The organism is Chitinophaga jiangningensis, from assembly GCF_900142605.1.
In the GTDB taxonomy this organism is placed as follows: domain Bacteria; phylum Bacteroidota; class Bacteroidia; order Chitinophagales; family Chitinophagaceae; genus Chitinophaga; species Chitinophaga jiangningensis.
The window spans coordinates 78,825-98,891 of record NZ_FRBL01000016.1 but is presented as its reverse complement, the minus strand read 5'-3'; the positions used below and the strand labels follow the sequence as shown (position 1 = coordinate 98,891).

General features: G+C 47.6%; 20 protein-coding genes. 14 read left to right on the top strand and 6 right to left on the bottom strand.

Annotated features, from left to right (window positions below; all coding sequences use genetic code 11):
• The 3 genes from BUB18_RS28800 to BUB18_RS28790 all read right to left on the bottom strand — a co-directional run.
• Nucleotides 1–988: hypothetical protein (locus BUB18_RS28800; protein WP_143160135.1), on the bottom strand; the 988-nt coding region annotated here is incomplete at its 3' end.
• A gap of 128 nt (nucleotides 989–1,116) precedes the next feature.
• Nucleotides 1,117–1,917, bottom strand: a complete 801-nt coding sequence (locus tag BUB18_RS28795) for a class I SAM-dependent methyltransferase (RefSeq protein ID WP_073087786.1) — start codon at nucleotides 1,915–1,917, stop codon at nucleotides 1,117–1,119.
• Between the two features lie 23 nt (nucleotides 1,918–1,940).
• Nucleotides 1,941–2,309 (bottom strand): winged helix-turn-helix transcriptional regulator, encoded by a 369-nt coding sequence (locus BUB18_RS28790; protein WP_073087785.1) that lies wholly within the window; start codon nucleotides 2,307–2,309, stop codon nucleotides 1,941–1,943.
• 104 nt (nucleotides 2,310–2,413) lie between these two features.
• On the opposite strand from BUB18_RS28790, the gene BUB18_RS28785 reads away from it, so the two are divergent.
• Together BUB18_RS28785 and BUB18_RS28780 are read left to right on the top strand one after the other, a co-directional pair.
• Entirely contained in the window at nucleotides 2,414–2,944 is a 531-nt protein-coding gene (locus tag BUB18_RS28785; RefSeq protein ID WP_073087784.1) for an NAD(P)H-dependent oxidoreductase, read from the top strand.
• 101 nt (nucleotides 2,945–3,045) lie between these two features.
• The gene (locus tag BUB18_RS28780; RefSeq protein WP_073087795.1) at nucleotides 3,046–4,062 is read left to right on the top strand and encodes a zinc-binding alcohol dehydrogenase family protein; all 1,017 of its coding nucleotides are present in this window, start codon (nucleotides 3,046–3,048) and stop codon (nucleotides 4,060–4,062) included.
• Nucleotides 4,063–4,167: 105 nt separating this feature from the next.
• On the opposite strand, the gene BUB18_RS28775 is transcribed toward BUB18_RS28780, so the two are convergent.
• Nucleotides 4,168–4,503, bottom strand: coding sequence for an MGMT family protein (locus BUB18_RS28775; protein ID WP_073087783.1), 336 nt, complete (start codon nucleotides 4,501–4,503; stop codon nucleotides 4,168–4,170).
• Nucleotides 4,504–4,634: 131 nt separating this feature from the next.
• On the opposite strand from BUB18_RS28775, the gene BUB18_RS28770 reads away from it, so the two are divergent.
• Together BUB18_RS28770 and BUB18_RS28765 are read left to right on the top strand one after the other, a co-directional pair.
• A complete protein-coding gene (locus tag BUB18_RS28770; RefSeq protein ID WP_073087782.1) occupies nucleotides 4,635–6,128 on the top strand; it encodes a SulP family inorganic anion transporter in 1,494 nt (497 codons plus the stop codon).
• A 42-nt stretch (nucleotides 6,129–6,170) separates the two neighbouring features.
• Entirely contained in the window at nucleotides 6,171–6,395 is a 225-nt protein-coding gene (locus BUB18_RS28765) for a hypothetical protein (protein WP_073087781.1), read from the top strand.
• A 76-nt stretch (nucleotides 6,396–6,471) separates the two neighbouring features.
• On the opposite strand, the gene BUB18_RS28760 is transcribed toward BUB18_RS28765, so the two are convergent.
• Complete coding sequence (locus BUB18_RS28760) at nucleotides 6,472–6,972, bottom strand: low affinity iron permease family protein (protein WP_073087780.1); 501 nt, start codon at nucleotides 6,970–6,972, stop codon at nucleotides 6,472–6,474.
• A 156-nt stretch (nucleotides 6,973–7,128) separates the two neighbouring features.
• The gene (locus BUB18_RS28755; RefSeq protein WP_245805757.1) at nucleotides 7,129–7,965 is read right to left on the bottom strand and encodes an SDR family oxidoreductase; all 837 of its coding nucleotides are present in this window, start codon (nucleotides 7,963–7,965) and stop codon (nucleotides 7,129–7,131) included.
• 128 nt (nucleotides 7,966–8,093) lie between these two features.
• Between BUB18_RS28755 and BUB18_RS28750 the strand changes: the two genes are divergently transcribed.
• From BUB18_RS28750 to BUB18_RS28710, 10 genes are all read left to right on the top strand, one after another.
• Nucleotides 8,094–9,569, top strand: coding sequence for a hypothetical protein (locus BUB18_RS28750; RefSeq protein ID WP_073087779.1), 1,476 nt, complete (start codon nucleotides 8,094–8,096; stop codon nucleotides 9,567–9,569).
• A 579-nt stretch (nucleotides 9,570–10,148) separates the two neighbouring features.
• Complete coding sequence (locus BUB18_RS28745) at nucleotides 10,149–10,328, top strand: class I lanthipeptide (RefSeq protein WP_073087778.1); 180 nt, start codon at nucleotides 10,149–10,151, stop codon at nucleotides 10,326–10,328.
• A 104-nt stretch (nucleotides 10,329–10,432) separates the two neighbouring features.
• Nucleotides 10,433–10,627 (top strand): class I lanthipeptide, encoded by a 195-nt coding sequence (locus BUB18_RS28740; RefSeq protein WP_073087777.1) that lies wholly within the window; start codon nucleotides 10,433–10,435, stop codon nucleotides 10,625–10,627.
• 93 nt (nucleotides 10,628–10,720) lie between these two features.
• Nucleotides 10,721–10,894 carry a class I lanthipeptide gene (locus tag BUB18_RS29765; protein ID WP_178372228.1) on the top strand — a complete coding sequence of 58 codons (174 nt, stop codon included), beginning with the start codon at nucleotides 10,721–10,723 and terminating at the stop codon, nucleotides 10,892–10,894.
• A gap of 22 nt (nucleotides 10,895–10,916) precedes the next feature.
• On the top strand, nucleotides 10,917–11,117 hold the full coding sequence (locus BUB18_RS28735) for a class I lanthipeptide (RefSeq protein ID WP_073087776.1): 201 nt from the start codon (nucleotides 10,917–10,919) through the stop codon (nucleotides 11,115–11,117).
• A gap of 79 nt (nucleotides 11,118–11,196) precedes the next feature.
• On the top strand, nucleotides 11,197–12,408 hold the full coding sequence (locus BUB18_RS28730; protein WP_073087775.1) for a lanthionine synthetase LanC family protein: 1,212 nt from the start codon (nucleotides 11,197–11,199) through the stop codon (nucleotides 12,406–12,408).
• A gap of 25 nt (nucleotides 12,409–12,433) precedes the next feature.
• Nucleotides 12,434–15,547, top strand: a complete 3,114-nt coding sequence (locus tag BUB18_RS28725; protein WP_178372227.1) for a lantibiotic dehydratase — start codon at nucleotides 12,434–12,436, stop codon at nucleotides 15,545–15,547.
• Nucleotides 15,547–17,742, top strand: coding sequence for a peptidase domain-containing ABC transporter (locus BUB18_RS28720; protein WP_073087773.1), 2,196 nt, complete (start codon nucleotides 15,547–15,549; stop codon nucleotides 17,740–17,742). The genes BUB18_RS28725 and BUB18_RS28720 overlap by 1 nt, the downstream gene beginning before the upstream one ends.
• A 4-nt stretch (nucleotides 17,743–17,746) precedes the next feature.
• Nucleotides 17,747–18,415, top strand: a complete 669-nt coding sequence (locus BUB18_RS28715; protein ID WP_073087772.1) for a hypothetical protein — start codon at nucleotides 17,747–17,749, stop codon at nucleotides 18,413–18,415.
• Nucleotides 18,416–18,544: 129 nt separating this feature from the next.
• The gene (locus BUB18_RS28710; RefSeq protein ID WP_083550991.1) at nucleotides 18,545–19,993 is read left to right on the top strand and encodes a sulfatase family protein; all 1,449 of its coding nucleotides are present in this window, start codon (nucleotides 18,545–18,547) and stop codon (nucleotides 19,991–19,993) included.
• Nucleotides 19,994–20,067 lie beyond the last annotated feature (74 nt).

Here is a 20,067-nt window from a genome sequence, read left to right as displayed (position 1 = left end):
CTGACAAATTCACAAACGGAAAAGAGGTAATAAGAATTTTTATAGTAAAGATTTTTATTAAGTGTATGCATTGCACAAATCTAAAAGTCTCTACTTCGCTAAGCCACAGTATAAACGGATGTAACTCCTCCTGGCAGGCGTCAATCAAAACATAATCTACGCTAAAAAAGAAATAATGGTGTAAATCCTCCTGGCAGGCGTCAATCAAAACATAATCTACGCTAAAAAAGAAATAATGGTGTAAATCCTCCTGGCAGGCGTCAATCAAAACATAATCTACGCTAAAAAAGAAATAATGGTGTAAATCCTCCTGGCAGGCGTCAATCAAAACATAATCTACGCTAAAAAAGAAATAATGGTGTAAATCCTCCTTGCAGGCGTCAATCAAAACATAATCTACGCTAAAAAAGAAATAATGGTGTAAATCCTCCTTGCAGGCGTCAATCAAAACATAATCTACGCTAAAAAAGAAATAATGGTGTAAATCCTCCTTGCAGGCGCCAATCAAAACATAATCTACGCTAAAAATGAAATAATGGTGTAAATCCTCCTGGCAGGTGCCTATCAAAACATAATCTACGCTAAAAATGAAATAATGGTGTAAATCCTCCTGACAGGTGCCTATCAAAACATAATCTACGCTAAAAATGAAATAATGGTGTAAATCCTCCTTGCAGGCGCCAATCAAAACATAATCTACGCTAAAAATGAAATAATGGTGTAAATCCTCCTTGCAGGCGCCAATCAAAACATAATCTACGCTAAAAATGAAATAATGGTGTAAATCCTCCTTGCAGGCGCCAATCAAAACATAATCTACGCTAAAAATGAAATAATGGTGTAAATCCTCCTGGCAGGTGCCTATCAAAACATAATCTACGCTAAAAAAGAAATAATGGTGTAAATCCTCCTGGCAGGCGTCAATCAAAACATAATCTACGCTAAAAATGAAATAATGGTGTAAATCCTCCTTGCAGGCGCCAATCAAAACATAATCTATGCTAAAAATGAAATAATGGTGTAGAGACGCCTGGCAGGCGTCTATCAAAACATAATCTACGCCAAAAAATAAAAAAGAAGGGAAATGATATGCTCTTGAAAATATAGTTAGTATTACTAATTAATAAATTTCATCGAATACAACATAGGTATCTTCCCCTCCATCCCTTTTATCTGAAACGCTCCAGGTGTCACTTCCACCGTGTTATTAAAACAATTATAGGGAGATGTCAGGTGCTCATGGAAAAATTCAAGGGTTAATCCGGCATTCAGCAATGCACTGATGATTTCCGACAGCGAATGATTCCAGCCGTATTCGGTATCGTGGAGGTCCGCCTGCCGGTCCGCATACGTGCCACTGAGCTGTTCCACAATAGGCTCCCCGGTATTGAAATAGGAGTACTTGATAAAAGAAAAGTTATCATCAAACATCCATACCACCGGATGGAAATCTACCATGTAAAAGATGCTGCCAGGTTTCAGTCTTTCCTTTATTACCGCAGCCCAGCGATTTAAATCCGGCAGCCAGCCAATGGTGCCGTAGGAGGTAAATACAATATCAAATTTTTCGGAGAGATGCTCATTGGCATCGTATACATTAGCGCATACGAAGCTGGCATTGGCTTCCAGGGAAGCGGCCAGTTCGGTGGCTGCCGCAATGGCGGCATCGGAGAGGTCCAGCCCAGTGGCGGTGGCGCCCATGCGCGCAAAAGAGATGGTGTCCATTCCGAAATGGCATTGCAGGTGCAGGAGGGATTTGCCTTTTACATCCGGCATTTCAGCCAGTTCAACCGGGTTCAGACTCGTAGCACCGGCTTTGAATTGCGCCAGGTTATAAAAATCGGAAGCTACATGCACCGCAGTTTTGTTATTCCATAGTTTTTTATTGGCGGCAAAGTAGAGATCGTAATTTTCCATTTTCGTATAGTGGTTAACGTGATTTATGCGTGTTGCTGCAGGTATTCCTGGTGCTGTCGGCCCCAGTTGTCCAGCTGGATCAGGATCGGAATTAATTTCTGCCCGCTCTCAGACAGTTCGTATTCCACCCGTGGTGGCACTTCTGCATATACTTTCCGCACTATCAGTTTATTAGTTTCCATCTTCCTTAACTGCAGCGTGAGCATACGCTCCGTGATAGCCGGAATTTTTTTGCGCAGTTCCCCGAAGCGCAGCTTGCCGCCGGCAAGGTGGCAGCAGATGGCCAGGGTCCATTGCCCGCCGAGCATAAGTGCAGCATATACCTGCGCACATTCCGAACCCAACTGCAGCTTATTTTCGTAGTTAACAGAGGTTTTCTTAATACTGGTCATAATACTTACATTTTTGATAGTACCATACAATCGGTTGCTAAGATACAAAATAGCAGGTAACGGGCCTACATTTGCCTTATCAAACGAATCACAAAACAGGCAATATGAAAACATTGATTATCGTAGTACATCCGGAAATGGAAAAGTCAGTAGCCAACAAGGCATGGGTAGCGGCGGCACGCCGGCATCCGGAAAAATATACTGTACATGAGCTGCATCAGGTATACCCTGACGGGAAGATTGACGTGGCAAAAGAACAGCAGCTCCTGGCTGCGCACGACAAGATCATCTTCCAGTTCCCGTTTTACTGGTTTAATTGTCCGCCCTTTTTCAAACAGTGGCTGGATGAGGTGCTCACCTATGGCTGGGCATATGGCAGTAAAAGCGGCTATCAGATGGCCGGTAAAAAGGTAGCACTGGCACTGTCCGTAGGTATAAATGAGGCTGAATATGCACCCGGTGCGAAATATAAGTACACCCTGGCGCAGCTGACAGCTCCGTTTGAAATAACATTTCAGTATATACGTGCGGATTACCAGCCATTTTTTGCGTGGTACGGATTGGAACTGAACGCTGCGCCGGAATGGATTCAGGAAAGTGAAGCGCAGTACCTGGCTTTTTTAGCCGCTTTCTAAGAGCTGAAAGGTCGGATTTGTATAAAAAGAAGTCCGATTTAATCTATATGCCGCCTGCACCGCCGCTTAACTTTGCCTGCATACAGTCAAATTCAGCTTACATGCAAACATTGGTATGTTCCACTCCCGGCAGCTTTGCCTGGGAAAACAGGGAAAAACCTGCTTCTAAAAAAGGCCACGCGATCATTCGTATAAAACGTATAGGCATTTGCGGTACCGACCTGCACGCATTTCAGGGTACGCAGCCATTCTTCAGCTATCCCCGTGTTTTAGGGCATGAGTTATCAGGTATTCTGGAAGAGGTGAACCCTGCCACCGGCTTCGCTGCCGGCGAGGCGGTTACATTTATCCCTTATCTGAACTGCGGTACCTGTATCGCGTGCCGGCGTGGTAAACCTAACTGCTGTGCTAAAATAAATGTTTGCGGGGTGCATATTGATGGGGGTATGACGGAATATTTCCAGGTGCCGGAGTACGCACTTATTCATGGTCAGGGATTGGGTTTTGATAGTCTGGCCCTGGTAGAGCCGCTGGCAATTGGCGCCCACGGGGTGCGCCGTGCTGCGGTGGAAAAAGATGAATTTGTGCTGGTGATTGGTGCAGGGCCTATCGGACTCGGTACCATGGAACTGGCAAGGATTGCAGGCGCGCAGGTAATCGCGATGGACATCAGTGAGAGTCGCCTGGAGTTTTGTCGCAAACAGCTGGGCATACAGCACACGATTGTTGCCGGCAAGCCGGAATCGGTACAGCAGTTAGCGGATATCACCGGGGGAGACATGGCCACCGTTGTGATAGATGCCACGGGTAATCTCCGGGCTATCAATGAGGGCATTCACTACCTGGCACACGGTGGACGGTATGTGCTCATCGGCCTCCAGAAAGAAGCATTTAGTTTCTCTCATCCTGAATTTCACAAACGCGAATCTACCCTGATGAGTAGCCGCAATGCCACCCGGGAGGACTTTGACCTGGTGATCGACAGCATCCGCAAAGGACGCATCAAACCGGAAAACTATATAACTCATCGTACTAAGTTTGAGCAGGTGCCAGCAGTGTTTGAAAGCTGGCTGAATCCCGCTACAGGCGTTATTAAGGCGATGATTGAACTGGATTAATCTGCTGGCGTCGATGGTGACTAATTGCTATCGTTGGCGCCGCCTTTTATTTGCTGCAGCCAGGCGCTGGTGCCAATGATCCCTTGCTTGTCATTGGAATATATACTACAATTCAATTTCCGTTACAGGGTCCCAGAAGACTTTCTTAAAATCCACCACCCGGTTATTTTTCACCTGCACTTTTTCGGCCGCCAGCTTTTTTGCACGCGTACCATCATCGCCACTGAGTTGCCCGCTGCTGTTAACCACACGTTGCACCGGTACGGGAGGTTTCTGACCGTGAACAAAACTCATGGCGCGGCCCACCATCCGTGCGCCGGACTTTAATCCTGCCGCTTTAGCTACCGCTCCGTAAGAGGTGACCCGGCCTTTGGGTATACATCTCACTATATCAAAAATTGCTTTATAAACGGATTCGGTATCAGTTATTTTGGATTGCATACACAAGGTTTTCTATTCCATACCAAGGTATTAATTTTTTTGTTTGGGGAGATATTAGTCTCCCTATGCCGCGTGATTAATCGTACCTTTGCGCCCTTCAAAGCTATTTTTTGTTTATCGTACATAGAGAAATGTTCAATCTGTTTGATTTCAGTCAGAAGCCGGATTATAAAAACGAGGTATTGGCCGGTTTAACCGTCGCCATGACCATGATTCCCGAGTCGTTATCATTTGCCATCCTTGCCGGATTGCCGCCGCTTACGGGGCTGTATGCCGCTTTTATGATGGGGCTGGTAACTGCCATCTTCGGCGGACGCCCGGGCATGGTTTCGGGAGGAGCGGGCGCTACCGTAGTAGTGCTGATTGCGCTGATGAAGTCGCACGGGATCGATTATGTGTTTGCAGCCGTAGCACTGGCAGGCGTGTTTCAACTGCTGGTAGGGCTCTTCCGGCTGGCAAAATACATTGCGCTGGTTCCTAAATCTGTGATGTACGGGTTTGTAAACGGGCTGGCCGTGATTATTTTCATGGCGCAGCTGGAGCAATTCAAGGTAACCGTGAATGGCGCTACCTCCTGGCTCACAGGTGCTGCATTACTCACCATGGCTGCCCTGGTAGCCCTCACCATCGCCATCGTGGTGCTCCTGCCTAAAGTGACTAAAGCAATTCCCCCTTCGCTGGTGGCTATTATTGTCGTGTTTGTGATTGTAATGGTGCTTGGTATTCATACCAAAACCGTGAGTGACATTGCTTCCGTTAGCGGTGGATTTCCTCCGTTTCACTTGCCGGTAGTGCCTTTCAGTATGGAAACGCTGAAGATCATAGCGCCTTACTCTCTTGTAATGGCAGGTGTAGGCCTTACGGAAGGCCTGCTCACCCTCAACCTGGTGGATGAGATCACCGGTACCAAAGGCAACGGCAACCGCGAAAGTATAGCACAAGGTGCCGCCAATATACTGAACGGCTTTTTCAGCGGTATGGGAGGCTGCCCGATGATTGCACAAACGATGGTGAATTTATCCGCTGGTGCCAGGGCCCGTTTGTCAGGCATCATTGCGAGCCTGACCATCCTGGCCGTGGTACTCTTTGGCGCCCCTGTGATTGGCAGCGTGCCGATGGCTGCGCTCACCGGCGTAATGATCATGGTGGCAGCCGGTACATTCGAATGGGCGAGCTTCCGGATTATCAACAAAATGCCGCGACACGATATTTTCATCGGTATCCTGGTGGCAGTGATCACGGTATTATTGCACAATCTTGCGCTGGCAGTGCTGACAGGAGTGATTATTTCTGCACTCGTATTCGCCTGGCAGAGTGCGCAGCGCTTAAAAATCACCCATTTTACAGATCAGGCGGGTATTAAGTACTATGAGGTGCAGGGACCGCTGTTTTTCGGCGCAGTCGCTGGTTTTAATCAGACATTCACCGTTGCAGAAGATCCGCAGGAAGTAATCATTGATTTTAAACATAGCCGAATCGCCGATATGTCCGGCATCGACGCCGTACATGCACTCACCGCCCGCTATGCGGAAGCAGGTAAAAATCTGCAGTTGAGGCACCTTAGCGAGGATAGTCATGTATTGCTGAAAAATGCTGCGTCAGTGATCAGTGTAAATATAATCTAGTATCGGCACGGTTTTTCTACAAGTTTAGTAAAACCATTTGCTATGTCTGACAAAGAAAAACTCGAAAAAAAGGCTAAGGAGGAACAGAAAAAAAATGATTCACCTGTAAAGCCTGATCCGGAAACGCTGGGGCCGCAACCGCAGGAGAAAATGGAAGGCCCCGTATCTTCGATTATTAAGGGAATAGCAGAAGCCGGTGACGATAATTTCGGTGGTGAGCCGGAAGAAAAAGAGGAAGATACCAAGCAAAAAAAGGATAAGAAATAGCGCGCTATTTCTACAAAATGACTCAGGCAATCCCCAATCGGATTGCCTGAGTTTTTTTATGTTGAGGAAGGTGATGTCAGGGTTTCTTTTCTTCTTCTTTTTGTTCATCTATTCCGCTCTTGCTCATAGCCCCCTCTATGGCTTCTTCCACAGAATGTGATTCCCTGAGGTGAATATGTTCCTGGGTAACTTCTACCATCTTACAATAATATTTATGTAAAATATCGAGCTCTTCTTCAGAAAGGTTTTCCGCATCTATCAGCCGGTTACTGGCCAGCTTGTTGGCAGCGATCAGTTCGTTTAGTTTCAGCTGTACAGATTTTGAATCTTTATTCTGGGATTTCTGAATGAGGAATACCATGAGAAAGGTAACGATGGTGGTGCCGGTGTTGATAACAAGTTGCCAGGTGTCGGAGTAATTGAAGATTGGGCCGGTGATACCCCACACAATAACAACCAGCATAGCGGTGATAAACGCACCTGCACTACCGGTAATGGATACTGCTTTGGTGGCAAGGCCTTCGAAGAAACCGGTTTTTGACTGGCCATTGCCGGGAACTATTTCCTGTTTTTGCATAACCGATGGGTTTTACAGGATGTTATGCAAAATTAAGACCACCTCATTTACAGGCGTTTAGCCCCTTAAACTGTGGATACTTGTACCCTTAGCGTGTATAACAAAACAGCCCGTCGCGTGGAACGGGCTGTGAAAAAATATGTGGTTAATCGTGGTTTACACGTTTCCATAGCTGTTACTTTCCCCGCCATCAATGGCGATAATCTGACCGTTAACGTAGGTGCAGTCGTCGCTCAGCAGGAATGCCACCAGTTTGGCTACTTCCACGGGCAGGCCGAGTCGCTTGGTGGGATTGGCTTTTGCGTACTCCGATTCTGCAGCTTTAGGATCGGCGGGATTTACCTGTTTAAATGCCTCGGCTACCATGGGCGTCAGAATTGCACCCGGAGCGATGGCATTGGCCACAATGCCATGGCGGGCATATTCCAGGGCTACGTTTTTAGTCATACCCGCTACTGCATGTTTACTGGCTACGTACGGCATCTGATTTAAAACGCCGCGTATACCACCCACGGAAGCCACGTTTACGATATGGCCTTTTCCCTGCGCCTGCATAATGGGCAACACGTAGCGCAGGCCATAATACACGCCAAAGAGATTAATGTCGATTACCTTGCGAAAAACATTCACATCATATTCCGCGATTGGTGCCTGCCTGCCTTCTATGCCTGCGTTATTATAAAACCCGTCTATGCTGCCGAGTGTATCCGTGGCCTGTTTAACATAGGCTTTTACCTGTTCTTCATTGGAAACATCGGCCAATGCAATAGCAATTTTACCATTTGGATTTTTCTCACTCACCTGCTTTTTTGCATCATCCAATGCCTGCTCGTTATAGTCGACCAGCAAAACATTAGCGCCCTGTGTTGCAAACTCAATGGAGGCGGCCAGACCAAGTCCCATGCCGGCGCCTGTTACAATTATATTTTTTCCTTTTAAATCAGTCATGGTTTCTGTTTTCTGAGTTAACAACCGTTGGCTGTAATTGTTCATAGTGAAGCTTTTGAGGAGATTTATCAGGAATCAATTTTTCAAGTGGAAATTAATTTTTCGTAGCCTTGCTAAATAAGTGCATGCTGATATCTACCTTAGTAAGATATCCACCATAAACAGCCTGTCCCATGTTGCGCAACTTTTTATTATTAACCGCCCTTGCCGTGGCTTCCGGCAATCTGCTGGCCCAGCAGACGGATAAAACTTATTTCACCCCAACAGATACTGCCAATGGATACTATATGGCTGTAAAGCCCAATGGTCCTGTAAAAGGAGCGGTAGTGGTTTTCGGTAGCTATGCGCCGCCGGAAAGTTTTTTACCGGAAACCAAATTGCATAATGTGGCTGCGGCTAATAATTTACTCACGGTATACGCCTCTTTGCAACTGCAGTTTTATGCTACACCGCAGGTAACTGCGCGCATGGATAGTGTGTTGAACGATGTGGTAAAAAGATATGGGGTGCCGGCGGATAAGTTTGCACTGGGGGCGTATGGTGATCCGGGAATAGCAGTGTTTCGCTATGCGGAAATGATGGTGAAGGACCCTTCCCGTGCTCCTGTATCAATCAAAGCCTTGTTTGGTGCCGATTGCCGGCTGGATCTGTTAGGTACCTGGGAACGTAGTAACGCGGCAATACGTATTAATTTTTTTCCGGGGAGTGTAGGGGATGCAAAATTTTATACTGCTCATATGCGTGAAAATATAGGAACCCCTGATAAAGCCAGGCTGAAATTTTCAGAGCTAACGCCGTTGGATATACGAAATGATAGTACTGGTAATGAAAAATATTTAAAAGATATGCCGGTGCGGTTATACTATGATACCGATATTAGCTGGTATCTCCAACATCGCAGATTCAGCGTACAGGAAACTAATATGGCGGAAGGAGCGGAGCTGATCAAGCGCCTGTTGTTGCTGGGGAATAAGGATGCTTCATTTGTGCCGGCGTTGGCACCTGGAATGCGGAGCAATGGAGTGCGCACACCCGCTGCCTGGTCGGTGATTGATGAAGTGGATTGTATTCACTGGGTTAAAAACAAGCTGAATATTTTTGATCCGGTTACGTACAAACCGCCTTATTTCCTGCCGGCGCCAAAGGATTGGGCAACAGAGCTGATCCCATTTCCGATTGAGTTTGCACCTGAAATTAATTACAAAGGTATGGAAGATATCAGGTTCGCACCGGGATGGGGTGATAAGGATAGTGAGGAATACTGGTCATATGTGATACTCTGGTGGCTGGAAGCCGGTGCAGCTACCGGTTTAAATGATATTAAAACTGCATTGGAAAGTTATTACAAAGGATTGGTGGGTAGGAACATAGGTCCGCGTAATATTCCGTCAGATAAATTAATACCGGTTACAGTTTCGCTCAAACCTGTATCAGCAGCAGGAAGTAAAGATCTTGTGTATGAAGGAACGGTGAAGATGCTGGATTATATGACCCAGCTGCCAATGGCTTTACATACAAGAGTAATTGTGGGTGATTGTGAGCAGGAAAAGCATAAGCGTGTGTTTATTGAGTTATCGCCCAGGCCTTTCGGGCATAAGGTATGGAGTGGTTTGGAAGCGGTGCGTAAAGGGTTTAAATGTAGCCGTTGATCATTATTGTAGTGATTTAATAATTTTTTTTATTTGGCGGTGAATATATACCTACCTTACCTTTTCTATTGTTTAGGAAAATAATATTGCGGTTTGATAACCATATTAAACGCGTAGTAGAGACGCCTGGCAGGCGTCTATCCGGGTATATCTACTCCAAGATCTTCGCTAAAATCCTTGTCGCGGAGATGGTGTTTTTATACACGCTTGCGAGGCGCAGGCGTCTATCCGGACATCTCTACTCCATGATCTTCGCTAAAATCCTTGTACCGCAGATGGTGTATTGATAGCCGCCTGCGAGGCGTCCCTACGCGGCTAATCATTTTTTAATCAATTATCAATAAACATAATAACCCCAACTTCAGAAATTTTCAGAAAAATTTCTAAAACTATTTTTTTTCAAATTCCTTTTTCCTATCTTCAGTATCTCAATTGCTCAAAATAACTATACTGCTGATATGTCAACGTGTTTGGAAATTAATCCACTCCCATCCTGAAAATTTTTGCGCTGAACAACCGCCCCATGGCGTAATGGCTTCATTGAAGACAGGGGAGGATATTTTTGTAAATTTTTAGTTTATGAAAAAGAAAAAAATCTCTTTGGAGAAAAAACTGTCCCTCAAAAAACAAACAGTAGCAACACTCAGCAAATCTGAACAAAAATCCCTGGCAGGTGGTGCAGCTACCCAGTACTGCAATACCTATGATCCACAGGAAACCTGTGAAACACACCCACGCCCAGGCTATCAGTGCGTTTAATGTTGTTACCCAAAAGGAGGTATGCTGGTCGTTAACCCGCCTTCATATCATCGCATTCGTGTCAACAAAACCTGTAACCCGTAATCATTTATTCCAATTTTGTTATGAGAAAAAGAAAACTTCCCTTAGAGAAAAAACTTTCTCTGAACAAGGAGGCTGTAGCCCTTCTGAATGCCAGTCAGCAAACGAAAATTGCCGGTGGCGCACTTGCTATCTCTCGTATTGATGGATGCCTGGTTACCAGTCAGGAGACATGTGTAACAATTCCTCCGGGACAGATGTACTGCATCATGTGCTAATTAAGCAATTCGGTATTCGTTAATCTGGAAATAGCTGTCCGGCTGTGGTGCACAACAGCTACTGGCATTGCTATGCCCACAAACTCTGACAAAATGAAAAAGAAAAAAGTAGATCTCAGCAAAAAACTGTTGCTGAAAAAAGAGGCGATCGCCTCTTTGAATACCAAGCAACAGGCTAAAATCGCCGGTGGCGCACCACTGACCTGGTGGAGTGCATGCTGCGTTGAAACGGATGAAGTTACCTGTCCGATCGACTGCGTACGATAAACTTACTCTCAAAATCTTGTTTATGAAAAAGAAAAAAGTAGACCTCAGCAAAAAGCTGATGCTCGGAAAAGAAACGGTAGCACTGCTTAATGCTGAGCAACAATACCGGATTAACGGTGGCGCCGCTACGCTGTACATTACCTGTACAGAAGATACCCGCGCTATCTCCAGCTGCAGAGCAACCAGCCCGGGTGCCGGCCAGCCTTGCTGCCAGATCCCTTGATGGTAGTAAAAGACAGCAATTTTTTCAATAGGGAAAGCCACTGCTTTCCCTATTGTTCCAACCTCACCAGCTCTTACCAATGGAAACAACAAAATTACAGCTGCGACAAATTTATGAAGACCTGATCCCCGTGTTGGATCAACAGCGCTATGGAGCCGAATATGCCAACAGCCTTTTTAAAGGTCCCTGGGGTGCATTGCTATACCTGTTTTACTATGAACAGTATATCGATCCTAACGCTGATCATGCCGCCGGCCTGTTGGAAAAAATCTACGACGCCTATACACCGGAAGAAGGAACCAATTACTCCTTCTGCTCCGGCCACACCGGCCCCTATTGGCTGCTCGAACACCTGAGCAGGCACCAGTTCCTGGATATGGACCTGCACCACCTCGCCGACGATTTTGTTACAGCCACCATTGCACAGAGTAACCTCAACCTGCAATGGAAAAATTTTGATTTCCTGCATGGTAGCATCGGTATGTGCAACTTCCTCGTTCCCTTCGCCACAAGGCCCGATGTAAGGCAGCACCTGTCCGATTGCGCAGATCACCTCCTCGCAGCAAGTAAGCTCACTCCCAAAGGAAGAAGTCTGCCCATCTTCTACACGCACGATAAACCAGTAGGGGAATATGTAGATGCTTTCAGCCTCGCCCATGGCAGCTGCGCGGCCCTGATACTGCTGGCAAAGCTCTACGCCGCAGGCATTTCCAAAGATACCTGCGAATTGCTGGTAACGGAATGTATGGCTTTTATCCTCAACAACCGCCTTGCCGCGGTGCCGGATGAACTCAACGCATTATACCCCGCTATCCTCGACGGAAAATACGCCAATAGTAATAGTCGCCTTGCCTGGTGCTACGGTGACCTCAACGTGGCATGGACACTCTGGTATTGCGGCGGTATTTTCAACAACGAAACCTGGAAAAAAGAAGCACTGGACATCATGCACTACAACATCCGTCGGAATAGTAATGAGTCGGCCGGCGTGCTGGACTGCTGCCTCTGCCACGGTACCAGCGGCATTGCCGCTTTCTACCGCAAATTCTGGTTCGAAACGGGTGAACCGGCCTTCCAGGCATGCGCGGAATACTGGTACGGCAAAGCCGCATTGGAAATCACATTCAGCGATGATGGTTCCAAACACGGTATTCTCGTGTGGCGAGGAAAGGATAAAGACTGGTGCTACTCCTGGGACCTGCTGGATGGCGGCGCCGGAGTAGGACTGGCATTGATGTCGCGACTACATGAAACTCCACTCACCTGGGATGAATGTTTTCTGTTATCCTGATTTTTTATTCAACAAACTATTAGCAATGGCACTGTCGCATACCGGATTTTTTTTGTTGAGAAGCCCGCTTTACCCGGTAGACTACTACCGGCAAATACTGGAAAAATCACTGCCTGACCTGCAGGCAGCACATCCCGATTTTCTTTATGCCCTGCACATCGCTTCACGGGAGTTGCTGAAGGAGCTGGAGCGATTCACCACCACGCCACACGACTTCACTGAAAAAAAAGTGGCAAAGCTGCGTAAGTCGCTCTACAAATACTGGGTACGTGCCTGTACCCGCAGCACCCCCTACGGCCTGTTTGCCGGTTGTATCACCGGCAATATCAGCGCGCATACACAATGGCAGTTAAATAGCATAACAGCGGCCCGTCAGCACATTCGCCTGGATATGGATTACTTTACCCGCATATGTCATTATTTGCAGCAACAACCTGCCATTGCACCACAGCTGCGTTACTATCCCAATAATAGCATTTACCAGAGCGGGAATAAATACCGCTATGCCGAGTTTTCCATTGTTAACAACAAGCGGAAGTATATGCTCACGGCCGTACCGGTGACAGACTACCTGAAAGCCGCATTGCAAGCGGCTGCTAATGGTGCTACCATGCAACAGGTGGCCGATAGTATAATGGCTACTGATAATGCTATTTCCAATGAAGAAGCAATGAGCTTTGTAACAGAGTTGATCAGCGCCCAGCTGCTCATTGCCGAAACTGAGCCTAAGATAACCGATGTAGACAACCTCGGTTCCCTCATAGACCGCCTTTCGACCATTGAAGACGTTGAAACCCTAAGAACCCACCTGCTGCATATACAGCAGCTTTTACAACAGCAAAATCTGGAACCTGCGCGACTGGTTAAAATCCAGGAGGCCTGCTCCGCCGCATTTCCACTTGATACACCTAAAGACCTCCTGCAGGTAGACCTGTTTAAAACCGGTACCTGTACCATTGGCGAACAGCTGCTCACCAACCTGCTGGAGCAGGTGAGCGAACTGACGGCACTCTGTCACGGCTATACGAAAGGAGGAAGCAGTGATTTGTCGGCCTTCGCCGAGCGCTTCCGCGAACGTTATGACGGAGCAGAAGTAGCTCTCTGCCTCGTGCTGGACACAGAAGCCGGAATAGGCTATGGACAAGCCTCCCAGCAATCTGTACATGCCCCCTTTGTGGAGGACATCCAAACCAATGGGCCACAACAGCCCACCACCGTTAGCTGGTCCAAATACCAGCAATATACCCTTGAAAAATATGAGCAGTTCCTGCAAACAGGTGCTGCGGTTAATATCACCACCGACGAGCTGAAAGCTTTTGGAGATCCTAATGAGTTACAGTTGGCCAGCAGCAGTTACCTGTTCGGCTCATTGCTGGCAGAAAGTGCTGCACACGCGGATAGTGGCGAGTTTAGTTTTGTGTTTCAATCGGCCGGCGGCCCTTCCGCTGCTAACCTGATAGGCCGCTTCTGTAGTGGTGATCCGGTGCTGGCGGAAAAAATGAAAGCGGCATTGGCGCAGGAAGAAGCCAGTGCGCCAGATGCGGTGTTTGCTGAAATCGTGCATTTCCCGGAAGCAAGAGCAGCGAATGTACTGATCAGACCTTCCCTCAGACAGTTTGAAATTCCTTATATCGGCGTACCCGGTGTGCCGCAGGCTTATCAACTGCCTGTAGATGACCTGCTGGTATCCGTGAAAGGTAATGAAGTAATATTGAGAAGTGCCAGGCTGAATAAGCGTGTTTATCCGCGGCTCAGCTCTGCGCATAACTACAGCTATAATTCGCTGCCGGTCTATAAATTTCTCTGTGATTTACAGCACCAGTCCCTGGTCTCAAACCTCGCCTGGGACTGGGGTGTGCTGAATGCAAGGCCGCAACTGCCACGGGTGACATACAAAAATATTATTGTTTCCCGGGCCTGCTGGAACATACAGCAAAAAGAGAAAGAGCCGGAAGAGCTTACCATTAAAAATTTTATGGGGAGATATCAACTACCCGGTAGGGTAGTGCTCACGGAGGCGGATAATGAGCTGCTCCTGGATTTATCTGCCCTGCTGGCCGTGGAAATACTGGCGGACCATCTGAGAAAGCATGGCCAGGCGCGACTCCGGGAATTTTTGTCTGATAGTGGTGCTGGTGTGCTGCGGGATGGTGCCGGCAACGTATATGCGCATGAGTTATTAATTCCTTTAAGTTTTACCAAAGCGCCGCTGCAACAGGTTTTTGCCCAACCGGTGACGAAATCCCGGCAGGAGCACGCATCTCCAATCCGCGCATTTGCACCAGGCAGTGAATGGATGTACCTGAAAATATATTGTGGCTACCGGGTGGCTGAAGAGCTGTTATCCGGATACTTTGCTGATCAGTTGCCGATATGGAATGATGACCAGCGTTTTGAACAGTTCTTTTTCCTGCGGTATGCCGATCCGCATCCGCATATCCGGTTACGTTTTTTAAACAGCCGGCAGCCTCACCTCAACGACGGGCTGCTGCATGAAATTCAGGAGTACCTGGCGCCGTATATCGCAAACGGGTTGGTACATAAAATACAAACGGATACTTATGTACGGGAGTTGGAACGGTATGCTGCGCAGGCCATGGAAGCCAGTGAAGCGTTGTTCTGGCACGACAGCTATGCCGTTATTAATATCATCAGCATGCTGGATGGAGTGGAAGGCGAGGAGTATCGCTGGAAACTGGCGTTGAGAGGAATGCATACCATGCTGGATGATTTTGGATTAACACTGACCCAACGGAAAAAACTGCTGGGCAGTTTACGGGAGGGTTTCCTGGAGGAGTTTGGCGGGGCGGCACTGCTGCATAAGCAGCTTAATGATAAGTACAGGAAATACCAGCAGGAGATAGCCTCCTACATGCATCCCGAACAGGATGATGCAAATGATATTGCCGAGGCGATTGCCTGCTTTACGGAAAGAAGTGCCCATTGTCGCCCGGTGGCCGCGCAGATACGCGAGACCTGCGGCAGCACGGAAACGTATACCCGTATTGTGGCCAGCCACTTGCATATGTTTATCAACCGGCTGTTTGTGGGTAAGCAACGCAAGCATGAACTGGTGCTCTATCATTTTCTTGAAAAATTTTATCTGTCACAACTGGCGATGGAGGCCGCCGCTAAGTAATGGGATTTACTTTCTATAAGCAACTGGATGCCATGGACTGCGGCCCTACCTGCTTACGCATGGTGGCAAAGCATTATGGGCGTAATTATCCGCTGGAGCATTTGCGTGCCCTCTCCAACATCACGAGGGAAGGGGTGAGTATGCTCGGCATCAGCGAGGCCGCAGAGAAAATCGGATTCCATACCAGCGCTGTCAGGATTACCTTTGAGCAGCTGGATGAACAGGTGGACCTGCCCTGCATACTGCATTGGAATCAACAGCACTTTGTGGTATTGCCGCCGCAAAACTATAACCGGCATAATAAAAAAGACCAGCTGCTGGTGGCTGATCCGGGCCATGGCATGGTAAAGGTGGACCGGGAAACATTCCTGGAATGCTGGCAGGGTAATGCCAATACAGGAGTCGTAGTGCTGCTGGAACCCACCAATGCTTTTTATGCGCAGCAATATCAGGGGCCGGTAAAAACCGGTTTTCGTTTTCTGTTTCAGTACCTGCGACCTTACAAAAAATATATTGCACAGCTGTTCCTCAGTATTTTTCTGGCGAGCTTGTTGTCGCTGACATTGCCTTTCCTTACGCAAAGCCTGGTGGATTATGGCATCAACCGCCAGGACACCGGCTTCGTATACCTGGTGCTTTTATCCCAGTTGTTGTTGTTTGTGGGCAGCACTGCTATTGAGATGATCCGTAGCTGGATACTGCTGCACATGAATTCGCGGATCAACATTAACATCATTTCCGACTTCCTGATAAAGCTGATGAAATTGCCGATACGGTTTTTCGACAGTAAGATGATCGGCGATATTCACCAGCGCATCAGCGACCATACGAGGATCCAGAGTTTTCTGACGGGAACTACCTTGTCCACATTGTTTTCGTTTGTAAACCTGTTGGTATTTACCTGCGTGCTGGCAGTGTATAGTTTGAAAATTCTGGCGGTATTCGTGGTGTTTAGCGTGGCAGCTATTTTATGGATTCTGTTTTTTTTAAAGAGACGTAAAGCACTCGATTATAAAAAGTTCCAGCGCATGAGTGAGAATGAAAACGTGTTGTTTGAAATGATCACAGGTATGCAGGAAATAAAACTCAATAACTGTGAAACTTCCCGCAGGTGGGAGTGGGAACGGGTGCAGGCAGGGTTGTTTCACCTCAATGTAAAGAATCTGGCGCTGGGCCAGTACCAGCAGGTGGGTTCCGTATTTTTTCATCAACTGAAAAATATACTGATATCTTTTATTACCGCGAGAGAGGTTATGAATGGTAACCTGACGCTGGGGATGATGTTGTCTGTAAGTTATATCATCGGGCAGATGAACAGTCCGCTGGATCAGTTGCTGAGTTTTATTCAGTCTGCCCAGGATGCGCGGATTAGTCTGGACAGGCTCAGTGAGATCCATAACCGCGAAGAGGAAGAGCGGGAAGGACATGTTGTCCTGAAAGAAAATATCAATGGTTTTGGTGACATTCGGCTCGAAAATGTTTCCTTCCGTTATGGGGGTGAGCAGTCGCCCGATATTCTCCGGGATATTAACCTGGTGATACCGCAGGGAAAAGTGACGGCTATAGTAGGGGCCAGTGGTAGTGGAAAAACTACTTTGATGAAACTGCTGCTGCAGTTTTACGAGCCTACGGCCGGAAATATTTATGTGGGGGAGCATAATCTGCAGGATATTTCGCCCCGCTGGTGGCGGCATCAATGCGGGAATGTGATGCAGGATGGGTTTTTGTTTTCCGGCAGTATTGCCAGGAATGTAGCCATCAGTGATGAGAAAATTGACAATGCAAGGCTGCTGAATGCCGTTACGACTGCCAACATCCGCGAGTTTATAGAGGAGTTGCCGCTGGGATATCAAACGAAGCTGGGGAACGCTGGTAATAATATTTCAGCCGGCCAGAAACAGCGGATTCAGATTGCGAGAGCGGTATATAAGGATCCGGTGTATCTTTTTTTCGACGAGGCTACCAGTGCACTGGATGCCAGTAATGAGCGCATCATCATGGAAAACCTGGATCGTTTTTTTGAAGGCAGAACGGTGGTGGTGATCGCCCACCGATTGAGCACCGTTAAACAGGCGGACCAGATTGTAGTACTGGAAAAAGGCCGTATAGTCGAAACCGGTACCCATGGTGTGCTGAGTGCGCGGAGAGGAAATTATTATTCACTGGTAAAAAATCAATTGGAACTGGGAGGATAAAGTTATGGCAAAGTTTAAGCGGCATCACGGTAACGGCAGTACGTTGCATGCTTCCGGGGAGGAGAGAAGCGACGGGTTCGCACTGCCAAATCAGGATCACATAAAAGGTGATCCATTACATGCTTCCGGTGATGAACCAGTACCAGGAAACCGGCATCACGTTAATGGCAGTACGTTGCATGCTTCCCTGGAAGATATACGCAGTGAGCCGGTGCAGGAAATTATGGGTAAGATGCCACCCTGGCTGATTCGGCAGGGTATCGTAATGTTGGGAGTGATTATACTGGGACTATTTGCAGGGGCCTGGTTTTTTACTTATCCGGAAGTAACACCCGCTACTGTAACTATCATCACGCATGAAAATTTAATTACTGCCACGGGAAAGATCGCGGCTGGTGAGGCCTGGCATATGAAGCAGGGGCAGGAAGTACTTATACGGGTGACCGGCTTTCCTTCGGAGCAGTTTGGATTGCTTCGGGGAAAGGTGGCGGGTCTCCGGGCCGAAGAAGCGGATTCCTTACTGACGGTAGATATAACACTGGAAAATGGGTTGGTTACCACTAACGGGAAGCGTTTACCCGCTCTGGTGCGACTGACAGGCAACGGTGAAATTACCACGGCAACAACAAGCCTGTTGCAACGATTGCTGGGCAGCGCAATTATGGGCGGGTAGGCGGGGTAGGCATTGTGTATCATTTTTAGTGTTTGTATCCGCGTTTTCGCCGTAAAGTATCAGGGAAAGCCAAAATAGTATCTTTCGGATTACCACTGAAAATGTATGTTCGCAACATAACAGTGTACTATGAAGCGATTACGTATAGCCCTGACAATGGTAGCGGCAGTTTTACAGTTGTCCGCACTGGCGCAGCAGCAGAAAAAGCATTACAATGTGCTGGTATTGCTGACAGATGACCAGCGATTCAGCACCATTCATGCCTTAGGAAACCAGGAGATTATTACACCAAACATGGACCGGCTGGTGCGTAGCGGAACTACTTTTACGCAGGCGCACATTATGGGGTCCCTTGGAGGCGCGGTATGTGCCCCCAGCAGGGCAATGCTGTTAACCAGCCGCCATGTGTTTCAGGTACATCAGGACGGCGGCGTGATTCCGGCAGGGGATACTACTTTCCCGGAACTTTTCGGCCAGGCGGGTTATCAGACTTACGGCGTTGGCAAGTGGCATAGTGATTATGCTTCCTTTAACCGGTCGTTTGCAGATGGCGATAATATCTTTTTCGGCGGTATGCATACTGAAAAGGAGGGAGGCCATCTGACGCCGAAGCTGAATCATTATGATCCTGTGGGGGCTTACAGGAATAGCTTCAAAGGTGCACAGTTTTCTTCTGTAATGTATGCCGATGCTGCAGCTAAATTCCTGGAATCGGCCAATACCAAGCCCTGGATGATGTATGTTGCATTTACGGCGCCGCATGATCCCCGCACGCCGCCAGCTGAATTTTTGTCGATGTATGATACGGCCAAAATTTCACTGCCAGCCAACTTCTACCCGCAGCACCCTTTTGACAACGGAGAGATGAACGTGCGTGATGAAATGTTATTGTCGCACCCCAGGAACCCTGGTGAAGTAAAGCAGGAGATTGCAAAGTATTACGCCATGATTACAGAAGTGGATCATGAAATAGGCAGGGTACTGCAGGCGTTAGAGAAAAGTGGTCAGCTGGAAAATACGATCATCGTGCTGGCGGGCGATAATGGCCTGGCAGTGGGGCAGCATGGTCTGCTGGGCAAGCAGAATCTATACGATCATTCCATGCGTGTACCGCTCATCTGGAGTGGTCCGGGCATCCCTGCCAACAAACAAGTGAGCGCCTACTGCTACCTCAACGATGTATTTCCTACACTTTGCGAACTCAATGGGCTCCGTGCACCTGCCGGTATTTCCGGTATTTCACTGGCAAAGGCATTTACATCCAATAGTTTCAAAGGGCGCAAAGAACTTTTTACCACTTACTCGAATTTACAGCGCGCTATTACTATCGACAGTATGAAGCTGGTGATATATAATGTAAAAGGGGAGCACCCCTTACAGTTGTTCGACTTGCATAAAGACCCCCTGGAAATGAATAACCTGGCAGGTAACAAGGCTTATGCCGGCAAAGTAAAAGCAATGACAGCAGCGCTTTACCAGTCAATGAAAGGTTACCATGATTTCTGCGATCCGGCTAAGCCAGGGTGGGGGTATCCGAAAAAACTAACCTGGGCGGAGGCGCTGAAAATTAACCCGTAAGGGGATGATGGGTGGGTAGCTTCATGTTGCTACCCGCCAGTACATTAACGGCTAAACGTTGCTAAAATACCTGT

Excerpts from the sequence above, each read along its gene's own strand:
- BUB18_RS28795 (WP_073087786.1), bottom strand. The coding sequence starts at position 1,917 with ATGGAAAATTACGATCTCTACTTTGCCGCCAATAAAAAACTATGGAAT.
- BUB18_RS28790 (WP_073087785.1), bottom strand. The coding sequence starts at position 2,309 with ATGACCAGTATTAAGAAAACCTCTGTTAACTACGAAAATAAGCTGCAG.
- BUB18_RS28785 (WP_073087784.1), top strand. The coding sequence starts at position 2,414 with ATGAAAACATTGATTATCGTAGTACATCCGGAAATGGAAAAGTCAGTA.
- BUB18_RS28780 (WP_073087795.1), top strand. The coding sequence starts at position 3,046 with ATGCAAACATTGGTATGTTCCACTCCCGGCAGCTTTGCCTGGGAAAAC.
- BUB18_RS28775 (WP_073087783.1), bottom strand. The coding sequence starts at position 4,503 with ATGCAATCCAAAATAACTGATACCGAATCCGTTTATAAAGCAATTTTT.
- BUB18_RS28770 (WP_073087782.1), top strand. The coding sequence starts at position 4,635 with ATGTTCAATCTGTTTGATTTCAGTCAGAAGCCGGATTATAAAAACGAG.
- BUB18_RS28765 (WP_073087781.1), top strand. The coding sequence starts at position 6,171 with ATGTCTGACAAAGAAAAACTCGAAAAAAAGGCTAAGGAGGAACAGAAA.
- BUB18_RS28760 (WP_073087780.1), bottom strand. The coding sequence starts at position 6,972 with ATGCAAAAACAGGAAATAGTTCCCGGCAATGGCCAGTCAAAAACCGGT.
- BUB18_RS28755 (WP_245805757.1), bottom strand. The coding sequence starts at position 7,965 with ATGAACAATTACAGCCAACGGTTGTTAACTCAGAAAACAGAAACCATG.
- BUB18_RS28750 (WP_073087779.1), top strand. The coding sequence starts at position 8,094 with ATGTTGCGCAACTTTTTATTATTAACCGCCCTTGCCGTGGCTTCCGGC.
- BUB18_RS28745 (WP_073087778.1), top strand. The coding sequence starts at position 10,149 with ATGAAAAAGAAAAAAATCTCTTTGGAGAAAAAACTGTCCCTCAAAAAA.
- BUB18_RS28740 (WP_073087777.1), top strand. The coding sequence starts at position 10,433 with ATGAGAAAAAGAAAACTTCCCTTAGAGAAAAAACTTTCTCTGAACAAG.
- BUB18_RS29765 (WP_178372228.1), top strand. The coding sequence starts at position 10,721 with ATGAAAAAGAAAAAAGTAGATCTCAGCAAAAAACTGTTGCTGAAAAAA.
- BUB18_RS28735 (WP_073087776.1), top strand. The coding sequence starts at position 10,917 with ATGAAAAAGAAAAAAGTAGACCTCAGCAAAAAGCTGATGCTCGGAAAA.
- BUB18_RS28730 (WP_073087775.1), top strand. The coding sequence starts at position 11,197 with ATGGAAACAACAAAATTACAGCTGCGACAAATTTATGAAGACCTGATC.
- BUB18_RS28725 (WP_178372227.1), top strand. The coding sequence starts at position 12,434 with ATGGCACTGTCGCATACCGGATTTTTTTTGTTGAGAAGCCCGCTTTAC.
- BUB18_RS28720 (WP_073087773.1), top strand. The coding sequence starts at position 15,547 with ATGGGATTTACTTTCTATAAGCAACTGGATGCCATGGACTGCGGCCCT.
- BUB18_RS28715 (WP_073087772.1), top strand. The coding sequence starts at position 17,747 with ATGGCAAAGTTTAAGCGGCATCACGGTAACGGCAGTACGTTGCATGCT.
- BUB18_RS28710 (WP_083550991.1), top strand. The coding sequence starts at position 18,545 with ATGAAGCGATTACGTATAGCCCTGACAATGGTAGCGGCAGTTTTACAG.